The organism is Archangium sp. Cb G35 (assembly GCF_001896145.1).
In the GTDB taxonomy this organism is placed as follows: domain Bacteria; phylum Myxococcota; class Myxococcia; order Myxococcales; family Myxococcaceae; genus Archangium; species Archangium violaceum.
Genome location: NZ_MPOI01000017.1, coordinates 115,560 through 134,006, shown reverse-complemented (window position 1 = coordinate 134,006; position 18,447 = coordinate 115,560). Strand labels below are relative to the sequence as shown.

16 protein-coding genes are annotated in these 18,447 nt (G+C 68.6%); 8 read left to right on the top strand and 8 right to left on the bottom strand.

Annotated elements, in window-relative coordinates; translation table 11 throughout:
* Window positions 1-2: 2 nt before the first annotated feature.
* Both BO221_RS42795 and BO221_RS42790 read right to left on the bottom strand, forming a co-directional pair.
* Entirely contained in the window at window positions 3-503 is a 501-nt protein-coding gene (locus BO221_RS42795) for a hypothetical protein (RefSeq protein ID WP_073566695.1), read from the bottom strand.
* A 99-nt stretch (window positions 504-602) separates the two neighbouring features.
* Window positions 603-1,484 (bottom strand): NAD(P)-dependent oxidoreductase, encoded by an 882-nt coding sequence (locus tag BO221_RS42790; RefSeq protein WP_073566694.1) that lies wholly within the window; start codon window positions 1,482-1,484, stop codon window positions 603-605.
* Window positions 1,485-1,679: 195 nt separating this feature from the next.
* On the opposite strand from BO221_RS42790, the gene BO221_RS42785 reads away from it, so the two are divergent.
* Window positions 1,680-3,503: a carbohydrate-binding domain-containing protein gene (locus BO221_RS42785; protein WP_158080014.1), complete on the top strand. Its 1,824-nt coding sequence runs from the start codon at window positions 1,680-1,682 to the stop codon at window positions 3,501-3,503.
* A gap of 14 nt (window positions 3,504-3,517) precedes the next feature.
* Here BO221_RS42785 and BO221_RS42780 read toward each other — a convergent pair whose 3' ends face one another.
* The 4 genes from BO221_RS42780 to BO221_RS42765 form a co-directional block, all read right to left on the bottom strand.
* The gene (locus BO221_RS42780; RefSeq protein ID WP_073566692.1) at window positions 3,518-4,801 is read right to left on the bottom strand and encodes an HTTM domain-containing protein; all 1,284 of its coding nucleotides are present in this window, start codon (window positions 4,799-4,801) and stop codon (window positions 3,518-3,520) included.
* 6 nt (window positions 4,802-4,807) lie between these two features.
* A complete protein-coding gene (locus tag BO221_RS42775) occupies window positions 4,808-5,632 on the bottom strand; it encodes a hypothetical protein (RefSeq protein ID WP_073566691.1) in 825 nt (274 codons plus the stop codon).
* On the bottom strand, window positions 5,629-5,880 hold the full coding sequence (locus tag BO221_RS42770) for a hypothetical protein (protein WP_073566690.1): 252 nt from the start codon (window positions 5,878-5,880) through the stop codon (window positions 5,629-5,631). Before BO221_RS42770 ends, BO221_RS42775 begins: the two co-directional genes overlap by 4 nt.
* A gap of 86 nt (window positions 5,881-5,966) precedes the next feature.
* Entirely contained in the window at window positions 5,967-6,539 is a 573-nt protein-coding gene (locus BO221_RS42765) for a TetR/AcrR family transcriptional regulator (RefSeq protein ID WP_158080013.1), read from the bottom strand.
* Window positions 6,540-6,629: 90 nt separating this feature from the next.
* Between BO221_RS42765 and BO221_RS42760 the strand changes: the two genes are divergently transcribed.
* Entirely contained in the window at window positions 6,630-7,055 is a 426-nt protein-coding gene (locus BO221_RS42760) for a DUF3995 domain-containing protein (RefSeq protein WP_073566688.1), read from the top strand.
* Between the two features lie 12 nt (window positions 7,056-7,067).
* Window positions 7,068-9,044, top strand: coding sequence for a hypothetical protein (locus tag BO221_RS42755; RefSeq protein ID WP_073566687.1), 1,977 nt, complete (start codon window positions 7,068-7,070; stop codon window positions 9,042-9,044).
* A gap of 8 nt (window positions 9,045-9,052) precedes the next feature.
* Here BO221_RS42755 and BO221_RS42750 read toward each other — a convergent pair whose 3' ends face one another.
* A complete protein-coding gene (locus tag BO221_RS42750; RefSeq protein WP_073566686.1) occupies window positions 9,053-9,988 on the bottom strand; it encodes a bestrophin family protein in 936 nt (311 codons plus the stop codon).
* Window positions 9,989-10,098: 110 nt separating this feature from the next.
* Here BO221_RS42750 and solA point away from each other — a divergent pair, with 110 nt between their 5' ends.
* Window positions 10,099-11,220 carry an N-methyl-L-tryptophan oxidase gene (gene solA, locus BO221_RS42745; protein WP_073566833.1) on the top strand — a complete coding sequence of 374 codons (1,122 nt, stop codon included), beginning with the start codon at window positions 10,099-10,101 and terminating at the stop codon, window positions 11,218-11,220.
* 76 nt (window positions 11,221-11,296) lie between these two features.
* On the opposite strand, the gene BO221_RS55670 is transcribed toward solA, so the two are convergent.
* Window positions 11,297-12,691 (bottom strand): hypothetical protein, encoded by a 1,395-nt coding sequence (locus BO221_RS55670; protein ID WP_198956310.1) that lies wholly within the window; start codon window positions 12,689-12,691, stop codon window positions 11,297-11,299.
* Window positions 12,692-13,100: 409 nt separating this feature from the next.
* Here BO221_RS55670 and BO221_RS42735 point away from each other — a divergent pair, with 409 nt between their 5' ends.
* From BO221_RS42735 to BO221_RS42720, 4 genes are all read left to right on the top strand, one after another.
* Window positions 13,101-14,039: a pesticin C-terminus-like muramidase gene (locus BO221_RS42735; protein ID WP_233166510.1), complete on the top strand. Its 939-nt coding sequence runs from the start codon at window positions 13,101-13,103 to the stop codon at window positions 14,037-14,039.
* Window positions 14,040-14,047: 8 nt separating this feature from the next.
* On the top strand, window positions 14,048-15,052 hold the full coding sequence (locus BO221_RS42730) for a hypothetical protein (RefSeq protein ID WP_073566684.1): 1,005 nt from the start codon (window positions 14,048-14,050) through the stop codon (window positions 15,050-15,052).
* A gap of 40 nt (window positions 15,053-15,092) precedes the next feature.
* Window positions 15,093-16,382, top strand: coding sequence for a hypothetical protein (locus tag BO221_RS42725; RefSeq protein ID WP_083682322.1), 1,290 nt, complete (start codon window positions 15,093-15,095; stop codon window positions 16,380-16,382).
* Window positions 16,383-16,557: 175 nt separating this feature from the next.
* Window positions 16,558-18,390 (top strand): serine hydrolase, encoded by a 1,833-nt coding sequence (locus BO221_RS42720; protein WP_073566683.1) that lies wholly within the window; start codon window positions 16,558-16,560, stop codon window positions 18,388-18,390.
* Window positions 18,391-18,447: the final 57 nt, after the last annotated feature.

Below are 18,447 nucleotides of genomic sequence, written 5' to 3'. Positions count from 1 at the left end.
GACTACTCAGCCCGCGAGCACGCATTCAAATCCACATCGCTGTATACGCCCTTGCGATACATATAGGCTTCGGTGAAGTCGTGGTAACGGCTGACGATCCGGGTGATATACAATTCGAGTCCCGCGGACGGCGTCCCCGCGACACCCAGGGCCACGGCTTCGAAAGCGAAGTCACCGGTTCGTGGATTGTTCACCACGGAGACCAGTCCATAGGTGAAGTGACAACCTCCCACGAGGTTCGACCCTGACACGCGCACTCGCGAGCCATCCGGACACGCAGCGGGCATGTATCCCGCTGCGAGCAACTCCGTCAGATTGGCCGCGTAGGCATTGTTCTGTGTCAGGATGGACTGCTGCTTGTTGACCAATGCTTGCAGCTCACGGATGCCTTCGCATTCGAGGCTCCCGAGGGTGGCCGCTGGGTCCGCCGCCAGCGCGGGGAGCGCCCACGAGAAGGACAACCCGACGACCACGGAGAGCGAGCGCAGTGCACGACGTATCATGGAGTTCCTCTCTTTCTTCTCGCGGGTGTATAATTTCTCCTCGCGACGCTGTCCTCCCCTATTTGGGGGAGGAGGCGCCCCGAGCCAGCGAATCAAGGCTCAATCCCGCATCAGGGTCCGGAACACGGCTGGCAATTCCTGGAGGCCCAGGCCCTCGCTGAGGGCGCGCTTGTAGTTCTCGAGCAACTCCTGTGGGAAGCGCGCGCTGATGCGGGCGTCCTTGCTCAGCCGGACGATGTGCTCGATGGCGGCGACGTGGGTATTGAGGCTGCACTGGTCGCCCGAGAAGTCATTGCGCTCGACCATGCCCTGCGCGGCGTCGGCGGTGACGGAGACCAGCCCGAGGAAGGTGCTCTTGTGGGAGAAGAAGAGCTTCGGATCGAGTCCTTCCGCCTTGCACATGGCCGCGGCGTGCAGGAACGCCAGGGAGCTGCCGTAGTAGGCCTCGAGAATCGCGCAGTCGAGCGTCGCGGCGGAACCGATCTTCTCGTCGACGTAGGCCGAGTTCTTGGCGATGGCCTGGAGGGTGGCGAGGTGCCGGTCGAAGACGGCGCGCGACCCGGCGTAGAAGACCGTGGCGTAATCGGTGGCGACGAAGCCCGGGTAGGCGAGGATGGCGGCGTCCAGGTAGTCCACGCCGTGTGCGTTCGCCCACTCCAATCCCGAGCGAGCGTCCGCGGGTGAGCCGCTGGTGAGCTGGACGAGCGTTTTTCCGGCGAGGGCCCGCGCAACGCCCTCCGAGGAGAGCAGCTCGGCGCATGCGGCGTAGTTGGACACGGAGACGACGACGAGCTCTCGTCCCGAGACGGCCTCGACGAGGCTGTCGAACGCGAGGGTGCCACCGCCCACGGCTCTGGCCTTGCTGGGCGTCCTGTTCCAGACGGCGACATCGTGACCCGCCGCCGCGAAGGCTCGTGCCAGTGCGCTTCCCATGAGGCCGCTACCGATGACCGCTATTTTCGTGGAGCTACGGGGATCCATCTTCCATCTCCTTGTGTTGAGCGCCCTCCCTCTCCCTATGGGAGAGGGTTGGGGTGAGGGTAGCTCATCAACAAATGCTGAGCCGGTGAGAAAAGCCCTCCATGACGAGGGCATTCACAGTGTGAATCGGCATAAGACGGACAAGCCGGTTTAACCTGTTATACAGGAGATTCTCCAACTTGGATGGGAGTCTCCATGTCGAAGCGCATGAGGTGTGGGTATCCGGCCGTCCTGCTGTCGCTGTGCCTGGGCCTTCCCGGGGCCGCGAGCGCCGCCGAGCAGGTACCCTTCGGGGCCAATGCGTTTCCCGGCGTCATCAAGGCGCAGGACTTCGATCAGGGCGGCGAGGGCATCGCCTACCACGACACCGACGCGGTCAATTCCTACCAGCTCTACCGGTTGGACGAGGCCGTGGACATTGGCGTGCGCGGCTCGGGGACCTACGAAGTCCGGAGCTCGCCGGGCGAGTGGCTCGAGTACACCGTCCAGGTGCCCGAGGGCGGCAACTACCAACTGTCGCTCAACTACTCTCTTCCCAGTGGCACCGGCCGGATGCGCGTGTCACGGGACGGCGCGGACGAGCTGTCCTTCTCCCTGCCGGCCACGGGGGGCCACGGCACCTTCCAGACGGTCACCGCGGCCACGCCCCTGGAGGTCTCCGCGGGCACCCACGTGCTGCGTATCTCCTTCGACGCGGGGGACGTCTACCTGCGGCGCCTGAGCTCGGCCCGGTTGCCTGGCCGGTTCTTCTACCTGAGCCGCTGGGGCGCGGGCCTGCAGGATGGCTCCGATTGGAGCAATGCCTTCCCGGTGGCCCGGCTCCAGGACGTGTTGGATCAATCCCTCACGCCCGGCGACACACTGTTCGTGGCGGGTGGCCTCTATGATAGCTCGACGCCGTTCTCGTTCTACCCCACGACGAGCGGCACGGAGGCGCTCAAGAAGCGTGTGGTGGGCGTGGACCTGGGCCAGGGTCTGCCTGTCTTCAAGGGCCGCTGGTCGCCCGCGGATCCCGGCTCCTCGAACAAGAGCTACGCGCTCTTGCGCTTCACCAACGTGCATGACTGGGTGGTGGAGGGCATCGAGGCCGAGGCCTACTACTACGGTGTGCGGGCGGCCAGCTCGTCCAACCTCCAGTTGAGCCGGCTGCAATTCCGCCGGGTGCGCGAGGGCGTGGCGCTCAGCGATGTGGCGACGTCCACGCTGAGTCAGTCACAGGTGCTCCGGTACACCAAGCGCGGCATCCGGTTGATCGGCGGCGTGTCGGACCTGCGGGTGGAGGACTTCGTGGCGGACGCCACCCAGGGTGACGCGGCCTGGAGCACCGAGGCCTTCCCGTTTGGTGTCTCGGTGGAGAACCCCGAGGATCCGGCGAAGGGCTCGCACGACGTGGTGTTCAACCGGGTGACGGCGAGGAACAACACGTACCAGAGCGCGTCCACGGGGGATTACCAGAACGGAGATGGGTTCAGCCTGGAGCGCTCGGCGTACCGCATCTCGTTCCTGAACTCGGCGGCGTTGGACAACACGGATGGCGGATGGGACGACAAGTCGCAGGCGGCCTATTACGAGAACTGCGTGGCGCTGCGAAACAAGCGCAACTTCCGGCTGTGGAACGACAGCACCCAGCCCACCACGTTGAACAACGTGCTGAGCGCATATGCCCAGAAGCACGACAACTACTCGACCGCCGGCCTGTGGTCCCAGGGCTACGTGGAGGTCTACAACTCCACGTTCTTCGGCAACACGGGCAGTGAGATCATCCTGGAGAACAACGCCACGCCCGCGGCGCGCGTGAAGATCACCGGCTCCATCGTCTCGGATGCCGGAACGTGTGGCGCGGCGGCCTCGAAGGAGGGCGGCACCACGCTGGAGTTCGTCAACAGCCGGGTCTGCGACGGCGCGGCGGGCACGCCGGTGGTGCTGCGCGCGCCTTCGAGCTCCTGGACGGGAACGCCCGCGGATGCCTTCACGCCCGTGGACGCGGCCATCACCCAGGGCTACCGGCCCGTTCCGTAAGTGCTGCCGGGACGTTACTCCCAGATGAGCTCGCGGCGGAGGACGCTGGCGGATGCGTGAGGGTCCGCCGCGCGCCAGGTGCGAAACACGCGGATGCGTCCGGCTGTCGCGAGCCGTGGATGACGGGCGCGGAGCACCTCCGTCCATCGGGCTATCCGGGACGGTTCCGGGCGCAGCGCCAGATGCCACAATGTGCCCCACTCCCGCTGCGAGGCCCCCTCGGCGAGATCCCATCGGACGAGATGGCCGCCGACCTCCGTTTCGAGCTCCAGCGCGGGAATTTCCGCCGGAGCCTTCGTGTGGAACGTGGGGTAGCACGCGAACGGGAAGCCGTACCGCAGGCCCATCGCACCCGACACCGTGGCACCGAGCACGAGCACTCCGCTGGCCACCGCGGCCGGTATCCACCCGCGCTCGTCCCGGGCCCTCCCCGTCCCCGTGCTGGCCACACCGGGCCCGTGGCGCGCGAACACCCGGCTCCAGGGCGCGAAGACGGTGTAGCAGGCCCACAGCGAGGAGAAGTCGATCCGGAACACGAGGGCCGTTGCCGCGTGGAAGAGGAGCGCCGCGCCCACCGTCCAGGGCCGCAGGCGCGGCACGAGGACACCGGCGAGCACGAGCGGCTCGAACACCATCACGGCGACGCCACCGGCCTCGAGCACCCCTGGCCACTCGTCGATGCGGAGCCAGGGACGCCACCCCCCATGCTCGGCCCACTTCCAGTAGAGCTGGCCCCGCAGCGTTCCGCTCAGCGCCCAGTCGAGCCCCGCGCTCCACTTCCACAACCCGGGGAAGAGGAAGATGAGCCCGACGAGGACCCAGGCGGCACGGATGGGGAGCCCGTATGCCACGGCTTCGTCCGGAGCGCCCTGGGGGCTGTGCTTCCTCGCGCGAAGCCATGCGTCCACCGAGAGCGCGTCTCCGCAGGGGCTCGCCGCGAGCAACAGCGCGAACCACAAGAGGTGGTGGGTGTGGATGACCGTCCCGGAGAACTGCGGGACCGCCAGCACATAGGCCAATGAGCTCGCCGCGAGCACTGTCGCCACCCGCGTGAACAGCCCCAGCACGGAGAGCAGGGCCGAGGGGACGAGGATGCCGAGCGCCGCCCAGGCCCAGGCGGGAGACATCGGGAGGTGGGGCGCGAGCCACGCGAGGCCCCCGGGGGCGGCTCGCATGGCCGAGGAGGTCGCGGCCCACACGGGCGCCTCGTACACGTCACGCGAGAGCAGCACGACGCTGAAGACGGTGATGCGGAACACCGCCAGATCGATCGCGCTGCCCGTGAGGTACCCGCGCATGGCGCGTCAGCGCGGTTCGAGCCCGCGTGCCCTCAATGGCGCGAGCACCTCGGTCTCCATCGACTTGCGCGCGAGCTCCAGGTAGGCCCGCGACCTCATCCACCCGAGTGCGTGGATCGCGGAGGGCTCTCCCTCTCCCTGGGCGGCGATGCGTGCCTGGTTCTCCCGGATCACGGCGATCGTCTTCCCCGCCGCCTCGCGGAGCACCTCCCGCTCGTCCTCCTCCAGCATGGGCAGTGCCCAGTCCAGGAACATCCACCCGAACTGCCCGTGCGCGGCCTCGTCCTTCACGATTCGCCCCAGCACCGCCTTCACCAGTGGGTGCGTCGCGGCGTGCCACGTACCTCGGAGCAGGGGGATGGAGATGGCCTCGCCCACGCAGAAGTAGCGGACGACGAGCTCCGCGGCCTGCGCGAGCGCACGTCCCGGCCGGGGCGGTGGAATCATCCCCAGCGGATCATGCAGGAGGGGGATGCCCCCGCCCAGCTCGCTCGCCAATCGCGCGCACAGCTCGACGTGGACCATCTCGTCGAGTGGGAAGCGGCAGGCCATGGCGATGAGATCCAACGGCGCCCGCGCGGCGATGAGCCCCTGCAGCGTCGCGGTGCACGCGGCGGCGGTGCGGTGCTCCTGGAAGGCGGCCTCGGTCCAGGCCCTCCGCGCCGCGAGGACGAGGTGCTCGGGAAACGCCTCCGGGCGGAGCGTCCCCCACGGGAGTGCCTCCACCTCGGGCCGGAGCTTGCGGTACCGGCGCTCGACGTTGCCTCCGAGCATCCCCAGCTCGAACAGCTCCTCGCCGGGAACGTGGGGCAGGACCAACGTGCTCGTCATCGACCGCCGTCCGCGGTGCCGCCATCCCCGGTGCCGCCATCCGGGATTCCACCATCCGTGCCCGCGTCAGCGACCGGCTCGCAGTAGGGGTCATTGGCCGGGTTGTCATCGCACGGGGGTGGCGCGACGAGGTTGCCGGAGGTGAGGCACCCACTGGCCATCTTCACGACCGCGATGCCCGCGGTGGCGAGCAGCAGGGGGCGGGTGACGCGCTGGGTGGGTCTGCGGCCCGGGGGAAGGTCTGCCATGTCGTTCTCCTCGTACCCGGGTGGCTGCCCGGGTCTGGGTGCAAGCATACCTGGGATTCATGGGGGCCGCCCTACCGTGAGCGGTCTCACCGCGAGGTCAGGAGCGTCAGCAATTCCTTCCAGACCGCGGGGGAGGTCGGCTCGGCGCCGCTGGCCGTGCGGGTGAATTCTCCCAGCAGCGCGAGGTAGAGCGCGCGCGTGCGGTGCCGCGCGGAGTCCGCGGACAGTCCCATCTCTCGCAGGAGTCCCTCGACGAAGCCCTCACGTGTGTGATCAACCCGGGCCACGACTTCTCCAGCCTCGGAGCTGGTGGCTCCCCAAGCGCGCACCGCTCCTTCGATGCTTCCATTTCCGTGCTCCTGGCAGATGGCCATGAGCAGGGTGAGTTGCTCGCGTGCCGGCGCACCACTGCCTCGCAGCCGCTCGATGATCTGGTGCGTCCCTTCGGCCTCCCAGCGCGCGAGCATCCGCCGAAGCAGGTCTCCACGGTCCACGAAGTGCCAGTAGAAGCTTCCCTTGGTGACTCCAAGGTCGGCCGCCAGGGGCTCCACCCGTACCGCCTCCACCCCACCACGGACCAGAGCGTCGAACCCCGCGCGCACCCAGTGCTCTGGCCCCAGCTTGTCCGCCACCTTGCGTCTGGCCCGAGCCTTCTTCACCCCTGGCACCATACGCCACCGTATTGACAGGGTCCAGGTCCACGGTGAATGCTCCATACGCATCCGTATGGAGTCTGGAGGGTCCCTGCCATGACGATGATTCTGGGTGTCGCCGCCGCCGCCGTGCTGGGAGCCCTGGCGGGGCTCCACTTTTTCTGGGCCTCCGGAGGGCGCTGGGGTGGCTCCGTGGTCATCCCCGAGCTCGACGGCAAGGCGGCGTTCATGCCCACGCCGATGGCCACGAGTGTGGTGGGGGTCCTTCTGCTCGGCGCGGCCGGTGTGGCGCTGACCGCTGCGGGAGTGCGCGTCCTGCCGCTGCCTTTCGAGTGGGTACGTGCCGGAACAGGGCTGCTCTCCGCCGCGTTCTTCCTGCGCGTGGTGGGAGATTTTCGCTACGTCGGCTTGTTCAAGCGCCATCGGGGGACCCGGTTCGCCCAGATGGACGACCGGCTCTACATGCCGCTGTGCATCGGGCTCGCGGGCGCGCTGGCGGCGGTGGTCCTTCTGCCTCGGTAGACTCGTGGCCCCATGGTTCATTCCTGCCCGGAGTGCCGGGTCTTCCTCTCCTTCCAGCGGAAGGAAACGCTCGTCCCGGATCTCGTCTCGGGGCATTGGTATGGCTGCCCGGGATGCGCGCGGAACGTGTGCGGTGACTGTGGGCGGGCCTCGGGGCGGCGGTGCCGTGAGTGCGGGGCCACGCTGGAGCCCGACCAGATCTTTCCCCGAGACCTGAAGCCCCTGGACGACTGGCGCTCGTATCTCCCCTCGGAGGACGACGCGTATCCCGGCTTCGCCAACGGGGTGGAGTTGATCGCGTGCGCCACCGAGGACACCCTCCCGGAGATCGACGCGGCGCTCGATGACTGGAATCGCGCTCGCTTCCGGCGGGAGGTCTTCACGCACGACCTCTCGCGGAGGCTGGGATGCGCCGACGCCTTCATGTCGTGGGGCAGCGCGATACGGGAGTTCCGTTGGACACCCGAGTGGGAGCGGCGTCTCGCGGTGGCGGCGGACTACTACCGTGGGCGGGTGGGGGACGTCGCCCGGGAGGCGCTCCATCAGCGGGAGCTGTTGCGCGGGTGGGGCGAGCTGGTCCCCGCTTCCCAATCCGCGGCTCCGGCCCTTCTCGAAGCGGCCCTGCACCCCGACGCGGACCTGGCCGAGGATGCGCTCCAGGTGCTGCACCACCTCCAGCCGCCACTCCCGGAGGTGCTCGCCTGGAGCATCCCGGTCCTTCGCGGCGGCGAGCTGTCGCACGTGCGGGCGGCACTGGCGGTCCTCCGCATTGTCCGCACCCGGAATGGGCCCGAGCCCGATCCGAAGACGCTCCTCGCGGTGGAGCAGCGGCTCGGCGCGGCGTTCGCGGAGCGCGGCGAGGCGGAGCTCGAGGCCCTCGTGAGGCGGCTGCTCTTCACCAGCGAGCCCTGGCCGATGGATGTGACGGCCGTGGCCATCGTCGCGCTGGGGCTCACCCGGGAGTTCGTGCCCCTGCTGCGCGAGGCCCTCTCTTCCCTCCGTCCACACCAGCAACAGCGGGTGTGGCGCTTCATCGCATCCCTGGGTGAGCAGGCCGAGACCGCGGAACTGCGTGCCCTGCTCCTCGAACGCATCTCACGAGCGGAGACCCACGACACGGCGCTGCCACTGCTCGGGATGCTCGGACGGATGGGAGGCGCTTGCCATGAGGTCGTTCCGCAACTGGAGCGGTGGACGGACACAGGACCCACCGGGAGGCGGCTGGACGCGCTCGGCTTTCTCATCGAGTTCCGGGCGGCTCGGGGGATGCACGGGTCCGAAGCGCTCCGCGCTCGGTGCCAGCGATTGGCCCAAGAGGTCCACACGACCGAGGAGCGCATGGGATTCATCCGGCTCTTGTTCGAGCTGGAACCAGTACAACGGAGCACGCTCTTCCCCGAGCTTCCAGCGCCCGCGGAGCTGCTCGCCGCCCTCCTGGAAGAGACAGATGGCGCCTGCGCCGCCAACGTCGAGGAGCGCTGGTTGAAGGAACTCCTCGCCTTGCCCCGCTGGCGCTCATGGCTCATGTCCTACGCGGCGGGAGCACGCGGGCGTCATTACCTCACTTCCCTCATGTTTCGCGTGGCGGGGCCCGAGTGCGAAGGACTGCTCGTTGCCATTCAGCGGCTCCTCGCCGACCGGAACACGGGGCCCTTCGAGCGAATGGTCTGGGTGGAGGCCCTGGGCCGCATCGCCCGTGGACCCACCGCTCCCGCCCGCGTCCTGCTGCAACAGGTCTTCCTCGATACGAGGGAGAGCGTCCTGACCCGTCTGGCCGCCGCGCGAGCACTCTGGTCACTCGGAGTGAGAGAGCTCCCGGTCGCGGAGCTTGCTCCAGTCCTTCGTGAGCGCTCCGCCGTCATCCGGAGCTGGGCGCTCCTGTTCGCCGCGGAGGTGCCGGAGGAGCTTCTCGCTCCGCTCCGGGAGGACACGAGCCCCCTGGTGCGCTGGGTGCTCTCCCTTCGCCTGTCCAATGGCCGCGGGGGATGAATCGGCGGTCACGGCAGGATGAAATCGTGAGGGCGCAGCGGCTCCGGGAGTGGCTCGCCGAGCGCCTCCATCAGGCTGATTTCGGCGGTGCGCGCGAGCGCCAGGAGGGGCAGGTCATTGGGCGCCTCGCCGAATGGGTCCTCCAGTTCGTCCCCGAGCGCATCGAGTCCGAAGAAGGTGTAGGCGACGGCCGCCGCCAGGACCGGAGTCATCCATCCGAGGACGTCCACGAGGCCGAAGGGCAGCAGCAGACAGAACAGGTAGGCCGTGCGGTGGAGCAGGATGGTGTAGGAAAAGGGCAGGGGAGTGAAGCGGATGCGCTCGCACGCCGCGAGTACGCCCGAGATCGCATGCAGGCGCTCACTGAGGGCCTGCCAGGGGATGTCGGTGACCCTGCCGTCGCGGCGGAAGGAAGCCAGCTCACGGGCGGACTCACGCAGCAATGCGTCGGGCCGGTTGCGGCTGGTCAGCACGCGCCCCCGTTCCGGCTCCTCGACGAAGCGCGAGATGGTTTCACCGAGGTCCTGCCCCCGCAGATGGCCCACGAGCGCGTAGGCGAAGGCGATGTTCCGGTGCACCAGCCGCCGGGCCACCTGCCGGCCGGCGCCCGGCTCGTCCGAGCCACCGTCATCCAGCAGCGAGATGGCGTCGCGCGCGAGCGTGCGCAGCTCGATGATGAGCGCTCCCCACACTTTTCGCGCCTCCCACCAGCGGTCGTAACAGGCGTTGTTCCGGAAGCCGAGGAAGATGGAGAGGGCAATGGCGAGCAGTGACAGCGGCGCGGCGGACGGGGAGGGCAGGTGCAGTTCGCTCCGTCGCGACGCCCACACCACGACGCAGGAGAGCGCCGCGACGCCGAGCACCTGCGGCAGGACGCGCGGCAGGATGGTGCCGCGAAGGATGAAGAAGAGCCGCAGGGGGCTCGGACGCTCTCGAACGATCATTGGTGCTGCCAGTTGCCGCAACCCGCCCGCCGATGCAAGCGCCCCGGCAGAAGCGAGGGCGAAGAGGCAGAGGTGTGAAGTGCACGGCGAACTGCGGTTAGATGGCCGGCATGGCACGCATCGCGGTCCTGGGAGCGGGAGGAGTGGGCAGCGCGACGGCCCGGTTCCTCGCCCACGAGGGTCACTCCGTCACCGTCGTGGAGCAGTTCTCGCCTGACCATGAGCAGGGCAGCTCGTACGGCACCTCGCGAATCATCCGCAAGACGTACACGGATGGGCTCTACACGTCGCTGATGGGCGAGGCCTACCCGCTCTGGGACGCGCTGGAGCACGAGGCGGGTGAGTCGCTCTTCGTTCGCACGGGGGGCTTGTTCTTCGCTCCCAGTGGACATCGAGAGCTGGCCGCCATCCGCCGGGCGCTCGGAGAGCACCGGGTGCCATTCGAGGAGCTGGATCCCACCGCCTGTGCCCGGAGGTTCCCCGGGTTCCGACTGCGGGCAGGGGAGTCGGGGGTGTTCGAGCCCGAGGCGGGTTTCCTCCGGGCCTCCGCGTGTGTGCGCGCCCAGCTTCGCCTCGCGTCGGCGCACGGAGCCCAGGTGCGCGCGGGAGCGCGGGTGGAGGCCCTCGAGCCCCGGGCGCGAGGAATCGCCCTCGTTCTCGCGGGAGGCGAGGTGCTCGAGTTCGATCGGGTGGTGGTCTGCGCGGGGCCCTGGACCGCCCGGCTGTTGACGGGGCACGTCTCCCTGCCGTTCACGGTGACGCGGCAGGTGTACTGTCACTTCGAGCCCTCGGCGCCACTGGCGGAGTTCAGTGCGGAGCGCTTTCCGGTGTGGATCGACTTCGGCACGTACTTCTATGGCTTTCCGCACGATGGACAGCAGCCCGGCGTGAAGGTGGCGCTGCATCAGCCGGGCCTGCCCACGGAGCCCCACCGGGTAGACCGGGAGGTGCACGAGTCGGATAGGGAGCCGCTGCGCCAGGTCTGCGCGGAACACCTGCCAGGATTGTCGCCGCGTGTGGCGTTCGAGAAGGTGTGTCTGTACACGATGACGCCGGACGAGGACTTCGTGGTGGACCGGCTGCCAGGAGAGCCTCGGGTGACAGTGGTGGGCGGCTTGAGCGGGCACGGTTTCAAGTTCACCGTTCTGCTCGGCCGCCTCGCCGCATGGATGGCCACGGACCACCCCATCCCCTGGGAACTGTCACGCTTCGCACTGGCTCGCTTCGCGTGAGATGCACGAGGCCGGCCCGGAATCGCTCCCGGACCGGCCCCGGCACTTGTCTTTCGATGGACCAGACCCTCTCGAATCAGACGGGCAGCACGTTGATGAGGTCCTTCACCTTCTGGGGAGCGGCATCGGTCTCAGCCAGCGCGCCCGTGTAGGCACCCAGCAGCGCGGAGGCGGGGTTGATCTTGCCAGTCCCCAGCGCCCCGATCACTCCCTCGGCGGCTCCCTTCCAGGTCTTGACCACGCCACCCAGGCCCCCCTCGATGACGCCCTTGACGCCACCCTCGGAGTTGCCAATCCCAGTCAGGACATTGCTGACGCCCGGAATGAACCACAGGTGCTTGCCCGCCTCGCCGGCGAACCACTGGAAGTTGTCCTTGTTGCTCCCGTCCTTCTTGACGTGGGTGTCGTTCGTGGTCGGCAGCCGGTGATCCTTGCCCAGGGAGGAGTAGCCCTTCTCGGCGAAGTCCTTGACCATTCCGGCCTCGGTGCCGTGCCGGGCGTCTCCATCCTTGGTGATGCCCTCGATGTTGCCGTCTCCCTTACCGCCCTGGACCTTGCCCGTCCGCTCCCCACCGTCGGAAATCTTGGAGCTGTCGATGTACTCCAGCACCTTCGCCAGCCGGTAGACGGCATCGGGGTTCTGACGGGAATCCTTCAGGTCGATCTTGGGATCCACACCGGTCTGCTTGCACAACTGATCGAACTTGATGTCCTTCTGACGGCCGAGCTTCGCCAGAGCGGGAGAATCGCTGACGATGTCCGCCGCCGAGCGGGTGTCTCCCTTCGGCCGCTTGTCCGTGGCCTGGGGAATGGGCGTCCCGTCCTCCGCGAGCGGCGCGGCCGGCGCGGAGGCCTTGCTCGGGGAATTCTTGCTCACGGACGCAGGGCTACGGGGAAGGAGGGCCGGGGTGGGGGCAAGTTCCCCGCCAACGCGAGGGGGCAGGCCGCCGAAGGGGTCCATCATCGCCGTACCGGTCAGTTCCGGCGGCAGGCCACCCGCGGCCGCGTAGGGGTCCATCATCGGCGCACCACCGAAGCCCTGGCCGAGGCCCGCGGCGGCGTAGGGGTCCATCATCGGCGCACCACCGAAGCCCTGGCCGAGGCCCGCGGCCGCGTAGGGGTCCATCGCGGGCGCCATCATCTGCGGCGCCATCATCTGCGGCGCCAGCATGCCGAGCGTGGAGGCGGCGTCGAGTCCGGCCCCGGCCAGCCCCGCGGCCCCGCCGAAGGCATCACCCACGCCACCCAACACATTGCCCAGCCCGTTGAGCTTGGAGTTGTTCAGCTTGTTGGGCTCGAAGCTGTCCCGGTTGAAGCCCGGAGCGTTCTGGCCCGGCTTGTTGCCGTTGATGTCGGGGCGCGGCGTGAACTGGGGCTTCGCGTCCGGCTTGGGAGCGCTGGGCTTGAAATCCGGAACCTTGTTGCCGCCGCTCTTGAAGAGGTTGCTCGCACCACCGAGTTTGATGCCCATGACGTGCTCCGGAAGAAAGAGGATTGAGAAGAGGAATCCGAGATGGCGAAGCGTTAGTGCAGCGCGCGTGCCAAGCCGTGGTTTCTGGCCAAACGCTGTCTTCTCAAGGGGTTGGGCGAAGGGGAGCGCGCCTCGGGGGCCAGGCTGGTGACGGTGCTCACCAGGCGGGGGGTGGAGTCGAGTCACCACTGGTGAGTGGAGTCACCAGGGGGGGCCAGGCCTGCCGGGTGGCGACTCGCACACCCGAGAAACGCGCCCCAAGAGGTTGGACATCCATCGACATCAACCCACATTCGCCCGTATCGTCTCACCCTCCTCCAGCCCGCGATGAGGTCCCATGGGTATTGATTCCGTTGGCGGTTCGTCTTCCAGTTCCCGGTCGAACCCGGCTTCCTCCTCCGGAGGCGGGTTGGGTCCCACGTCGGCCGCCAGCCCGACGGCCTCCGGTGTGGGCACGGCGCAGAACACCGTGCCGTCGCGCGCTCCGGCGGTGAACTTCGAGCAGAGCAGCTTCGATCCGGCCAACAGCGTCCGCTCGATGCCGGCGCTCACACAGCCCACGCCCGTGAACCGGATGAACTTCGAGCGGAGCAGCTTCGATCCGGCCCAGGCGAGCGCGTCGGTGCCCGGCCTCTTCGATTCCGCGCCGCTCAACCCGGTTGCCCAGACCTTCACCAACCCACTGCCCGCCCTCCCCGAGAACTTCGAGAGCGCGTTCAAGGTGCCGAAGGGTCAACTGACGTTCGACGCCGAGGGACAGGAGGAGAGGGGGCGGTACTTCAGCCGCACGCCCCACCATCCCACGATGTCGTCCGGGGTCACCATCGGCCGGGGCTACGACATGAAGCACCGGTCGACGGAGGAGGTGGTGGCCGACCTGACGGCCGCGGGCGTTCCCCAGGCGGATGCCGAGCTCCTGGCCCAGGGGGCGAAGCTGACGGACCAGGCCGCCAGGGATTTCGTCAACCGCCCCGACGTCGCGGCGATCGAGATCAGCCAGAGCGCGCAGAAGAACCTGTTCAACACGGTGTATGACGAGCATGAGCAGGACATGATGCGCATCGCCAATGGGCCGTCTCAGCTCGAGGCCTATGGACAGGTCGATTGGGAGAACCTGGATCCCGCGATCCTGGATCTCGCCGTGGACCTGCGCTTCCGGGGCGACTACACGCCGCTCACACGGAAGGAAGTCCAGCCGCTCATCGTCAACAATGATCTCCAGGGGCTGTACGACCTCTTCTCCAATGAGGACAAGATGGTCAATGAGTGGAACGTCCCGCGCGATCGCTTCGAGCAGCGCCGGGACTACCTGGCGAACGCGCTGGCCGAGCAGGCGGCGGCTCGGTAGGCGCGCGCATGAGACGCCCGGTCCTGTCCGCACTGGTGCTCGCCAGCGCGCTGCTCACGCATTGCCGCCATGGTCCCGAGGTGGAAACGAGGCCCGCGGCGGAGCCGGGACCGGACGTTGTTGAACCGCTCGGCCTTCCCGTGCCGCGCGGCCAGCGCCTGGACCAGCTCCGGGTCTCGGAGGACGGGCGCCTGCTCTTCACCCGGTGGGCGCTCGAGGAGGACGCCTTCGACTACCGCGTGGTGGACCTGACGTCGGGTGAGCCCGTCTGGGATTGGTGGGGCAGCCTCCAGAATGGCCTCTGGACGCTCGTGCTGAGTCCGGAGGGCGGAGCGGGCTTTGTCTTCCTGCCCAGCGGTCCGGAGGCCGCCTTCCTCGTCTTCCGGGTGTCCGCCGCGCCCATCGTGATGTCCGAGGTGGAATTCACGGGGGGCACCTGGGCCCGTGGAGGTGGTTGGTTTGGCGGCTCCTCCGGGGCGTACAACGCGGATGGCTCGCGGCGGGGCAAGGCGGTGCCCGACTGGCGCGCGGTCCAGGACGCGCTGTTCCTGCCCGGACACGAGCCCGACACCGTACGGTACATGCACGCGGGCCATGTCTGGGAATGGGATGGACGCACCGCCCCCAGGGTGGTGGGCGATTGGAGATGTGCCCCCAGGGTGGAGGCCCACCGGCTGACCCCCTCGGAGCCGGTGCGGTTCTCACCGGAGGGGCGGTACATCGCCTGGCGCCTGAAGGACTCGAACGCTCTCACCGTGTGTGATGGAGAGAGCGGCGAGGAGTTCGCACTCGCGCCGGGTCCGGCCCACGCCGCCTGGACGGACGCCCATCATGTCTGGTGGCTCGAAGCGGGAGCGATTCTTGGCATGGATGTCCGGACACGCGAACGGCTGCCCCGGCGCGTCCTGCCCTCCGGAGCGAAGGCCGTGGCACTGGCCGCGTCCACCCATCCTCCCGCGCTGTTCGCCGGCTCAGAGCAGGGCCTCCTGTACCGGCTCCCCCTCGGGCGTTGAGGCCGGGGTGGCAATACCTCGCGGACCCGGGAGGCGGAGAATGCAACGCACGCAGCGCATGCGCGGGGAACTCCTGGCCATCACGGCCCTGCTGCTCCTGAGCCTGGGGTGCATGGGTACGCGTCCGGCACCGCCCATCGTGCCGGAGCCCGCTCCCAGCCCTGGCCGGATGGGGCCGGGGCCGTGGCTGCTGCGGTTCGAGCAGTCCAACCTGTGGGTTCGGACGCCCTCTGGAGATACGGGCTACGCCCTGACCCGGACAGGCCGGGTGGCGGCCACTCCGCTCGTCGGGACGGAGCTGGGGTGGAATGGCGTGGCCATCTCTCCGGATGGGCGCCAGGTGGCCTACGTGGAGAAGGCCGGACGCCCTGGCACCACCTCCATCGGAGGGTGGAGTCTGCTGTGGGTCGTGAACGCCGACGGCTCGGGCCGCCGCCTGCTGGTGGACCTGCGCGAACGCCCGCCTCCCAAGGAGGATGTCCGTGCCGGGCCCATCCTCTGGTCCTCGGATGGAAGCCGGGTGGCGTACGTGCTGGAGTCGTTCGCGAAGAAGTCCCGCGAGCGGCCGCGGGGCTGCCCCCTCGCTACCGTCGAGGCCGTGGAGCTCGCCAGCGGACGCCGGGAAACCTTGTTCACCTCCCCGAAGCCTGGGTTGCTCCAACCCCGAGGCTGGTCCGTGGAGCGGGGGGAGTTCTTCTTCTCGCGGCAGTGCGGGACGCCACCCGATCAGCCCTGGTCGACCGGCAGCTTCGTCACCCTGCGGCTGGCAGGGGGCGTACGGGAACTCCACGCGCGGGGCTCCCTGTCCCCCGATGGCCAGCATCTGCTCCTGCTCCCCTCCCAGCCCCGCTGGGAACGGCAGCCGCCCGCCCCGCTGTGGAATGGCCAGGAGTTGGAGGTGCCCCCAGACTTCCATCCTCTCTTCGCGCAGCGCGTGGCCTGGATGCATGGACAGCCCGTGGCCTACCTCACCATCTACCGGGGGTATGGCGGCGATTGCATTGCCTCGATGCAGCCACCGCCCGCGCTCTACCGGGTGGCGGTGGAAGGGAACACGCCCCGGGTGGAGCACCGCACGAAGTACCCCTGGCTGGTGGTGCTCGATTTCTCTCCGGACGATGCGTACGTGCTGATGGCCGTGGTCGCTCGCCGCCCGCTGGACAGGGATGGGTGCGCGATGCACGCCTTCGAGGCCCTCCTCGTGGCCGAGCGCTCCCGCTTCGAGGCCCGCACCTCCCTGGAGGAGCTCCTCGCCGCCAGCGTTCGGGTCGATGAGCCCTCGTCTTCGCTGGGCCGGCCCCTGCAGGGCTTCATCGGCTGGTTGCGCTGAGCTCCCCCGCGGCGCGGAAAAACAACAGGGGGTGAATCCAAGAAACCGGATCCGGAAGTCCTAACGTCCGTAAAACCGACGGAAGGACTGCCTCATGAAGACATTGCGCCCGGGCAACGGGCCACCCTGGCGTCCGGCGCCTGGCCACACAGCCGCAGCTCGCCCAGGAGGATGGATGACGCGCATTGCCCCCCTGTGTGTCGTCGCGTTGCTCGTTCCCACACTCGTGCTCGCGGCGAGCCCCACCGGGGCATCCGCACCGTCGACACCGGCCGAGTTGCGCCAGACCCTGACCGGGTTGATGCGCGAGGAGCACGTTCCAGGTGCGAGCTATGCCGTGTTCGACCGCAATGGCACCGTGCTCAGCGAGAGCCTCGGGCTGGCCAACCACGACACCCGGGCCCCGGTCAGCGGAGAAACGTTGTTCCGCCTCGGGTCGATCACGAAGACGGTGACGGCGATCGCCATCCTGCAACTCGTTGAGCAGGGCCACTTCAGCCTGCGGACGCCGGTCTCGGACCTGCTGCCGTCCGCGCCCATCGACAATGCATTTCACGCCAGCGACCCGGTCCGCGTGGTTCATCTCCTGACCCACACGGCGGGCTTCGACGATACGCATCCCAAGGCCTTCTTCAGCCCCGTGGAGCGCCGCGGGAACCACCTGGAGAGCAGCATCGCCCATCCAGAGCCGCTGGTGGTGCGCTGGCGCCCCGGGACCTCCGAGAGCTACAGCAACCCGGGGTATGTGCTGCTCGGCGCGATCCTGGAAGCCCACTACGGGCAACCGTGGGAGGAGATCGTCTCCAGCAAGGTCTTGAAGCCGCTGGGAATCGAGCAGACGGCTGCGCTGAACTCGGAGGCGGCGAAGCGTGACCACGCCGAGGGCCACAGCGGCAGCGACATGCACCGGACCGGGATGCCCTTCGAGCAGACGCAGGCCGACGGAGCCCTGTGGTGCAGCGCGAAGGACCTGGCCAGGCTCGGGCGTTTCCTCCTCACCGACGGTGCGTCCGCACCTGGCGTGCTGCAGCCCGAGACCGTCCGCGCGATGAAGCGGGCTCAGGGGACACTCGGCGTGGGCGCGCAGCTGACCTACGGCCCGGGGCTGGGCCTTCGCCCCCGGATCGTGAACGGCGGACTGTGGCTGGGCCATACCGGTGGCGTGCTGGGCGCGAAGGCGAGTCTGCACTTTCACGCCGAGCAAGGCATGGGCTACGTGCTCCTGGTCAACAGCGAGAACACGCTGCGCGAGCTCGAGACACCGCTCGCTGCCTACATCTCCGCGCAGACGCAGTGGAAGGCGCCCACTGCCGCGGCCCGCCCCATCCAGAGCGATGTCGATGGGTGGTATCGCCTCGTCAACCCGCGCATCTCGCTGCTCAGCCTTCCCACCTACCTGCTCGACACCGGTCATGTGCAGGCGCAGGGGGACCAGCTGAAGATCTCACCCTTCATACCGGGCCTGGGCTACGGGGCGAGCCTGAAGCATCACGGTAACGGACTGCTCGCCGATACCGACTACGGCGACGTCGTCAACGGTGTCGTGCTCCGCGATGAGGGCGGGGCAGTCATCGGCCTCGAGCTGGGCGGCGACAGCTTGCAGCGCACGTCCATGGCGGCGGCGGTGCTCCCGCAACTGAGCGTGCTGCTGGCCGTGCCGCTCTTGCTGAGCGCGCCTTTCGGACGGCGCAAGGCCCTGCGCAACCGCTGGGTGCGCCGCCTTCCCAGCCTGGCCTTGCTGGTATTGGTACTCGGCATCGTCTGCGCGGCGAATCTCGAGTTCCGCCTGCTGGGCCAGATGAACTGGCAGACCGTGGGACTCTGGGCCGCGACCGTCCTCTTCCCGGCGCTGGCCGTGGCCGGTGTCGCGGTCAGCGTCCGCACCTGGTGCCAGGAGACCGGGACGGTGGCCAAGTGGCGCGGCCTGCTGGGGTCCGTGTCCGCGCTGGTCCTCAGCCTGTGGCTCGCGGGCTTCCACCTGCTCCCCTTGGCATTGTGGCGATGGTAGTGGCGGCCTCGCCTTCACCGGCCGGTGCTCGACTTCCCACCGAGCCCCTCTTCGTCT

Coding starts and splice junctions, on each gene's coding strand:
- BO221_RS42770 (WP_073566690.1), bottom strand. CDS start 5,880: ATGGCAGACCTTCCCCCGGGCCGCAGACCCACCCAGCGCGTCACCCGC.
- BO221_RS42785 (WP_158080014.1), top strand. CDS start 1,680: ATGTCGAAGCGCATGAGGTGTGGGTATCCGGCCGTCCTGCTGTCGCTG.
- BO221_RS42780 (WP_073566692.1), bottom strand. CDS start 4,801: ATGCGCGGGTACCTCACGGGCAGCGCGATCGATCTGGCGGTGTTCCGC.
- BO221_RS42755 (WP_073566687.1), top strand. CDS start 7,068: ATGGTTCATTCCTGCCCGGAGTGCCGGGTCTTCCTCTCCTTCCAGCGG.
- BO221_RS42760 (WP_073566688.1), top strand. CDS start 6,630: ATGACGATGATTCTGGGTGTCGCCGCCGCCGCCGTGCTGGGAGCCCTG.
- BO221_RS42795 (WP_073566695.1), bottom strand. CDS start 503: ATGATACGTCGTGCACTGCGCTCGCTCTCCGTGGTCGTCGGGTTGTCC.
- BO221_RS42730 (WP_073566684.1), top strand. CDS start 14,048: ATGAGACGCCCGGTCCTGTCCGCACTGGTGCTCGCCAGCGCGCTGCTC.
- BO221_RS42750 (WP_073566686.1), bottom strand. CDS start 9,988: ATGATCGTTCGAGAGCGTCCGAGCCCCCTGCGGCTCTTCTTCATCCTT.
- BO221_RS55670 (WP_198956310.1), bottom strand. CDS start 12,691: ATGGGCATCAAACTCGGTGGTGCGAGCAACCTCTTCAAGAGCGGCGGC.
- BO221_RS42790 (WP_073566694.1), bottom strand. CDS start 1,484: ATGGATCCCCGTAGCTCCACGAAAATAGCGGTCATCGGTAGCGGCCTC.
- BO221_RS42775 (WP_073566691.1), bottom strand. CDS start 5,632: ATGACGAGCACGTTGGTCCTGCCCCACGTTCCCGGCGAGGAGCTGTTC.
- solA (WP_073566833.1), top strand. CDS start 10,099: ATGGCACGCATCGCGGTCCTGGGAGCGGGAGGAGTGGGCAGCGCGACG.
- BO221_RS42720 (WP_073566683.1), top strand. CDS start 16,558: ATGACGCGCATTGCCCCCCTGTGTGTCGTCGCGTTGCTCGTTCCCACA.
- BO221_RS42725 (WP_083682322.1), top strand. CDS start 15,093: ATGCAACGCACGCAGCGCATGCGCGGGGAACTCCTGGCCATCACGGCC.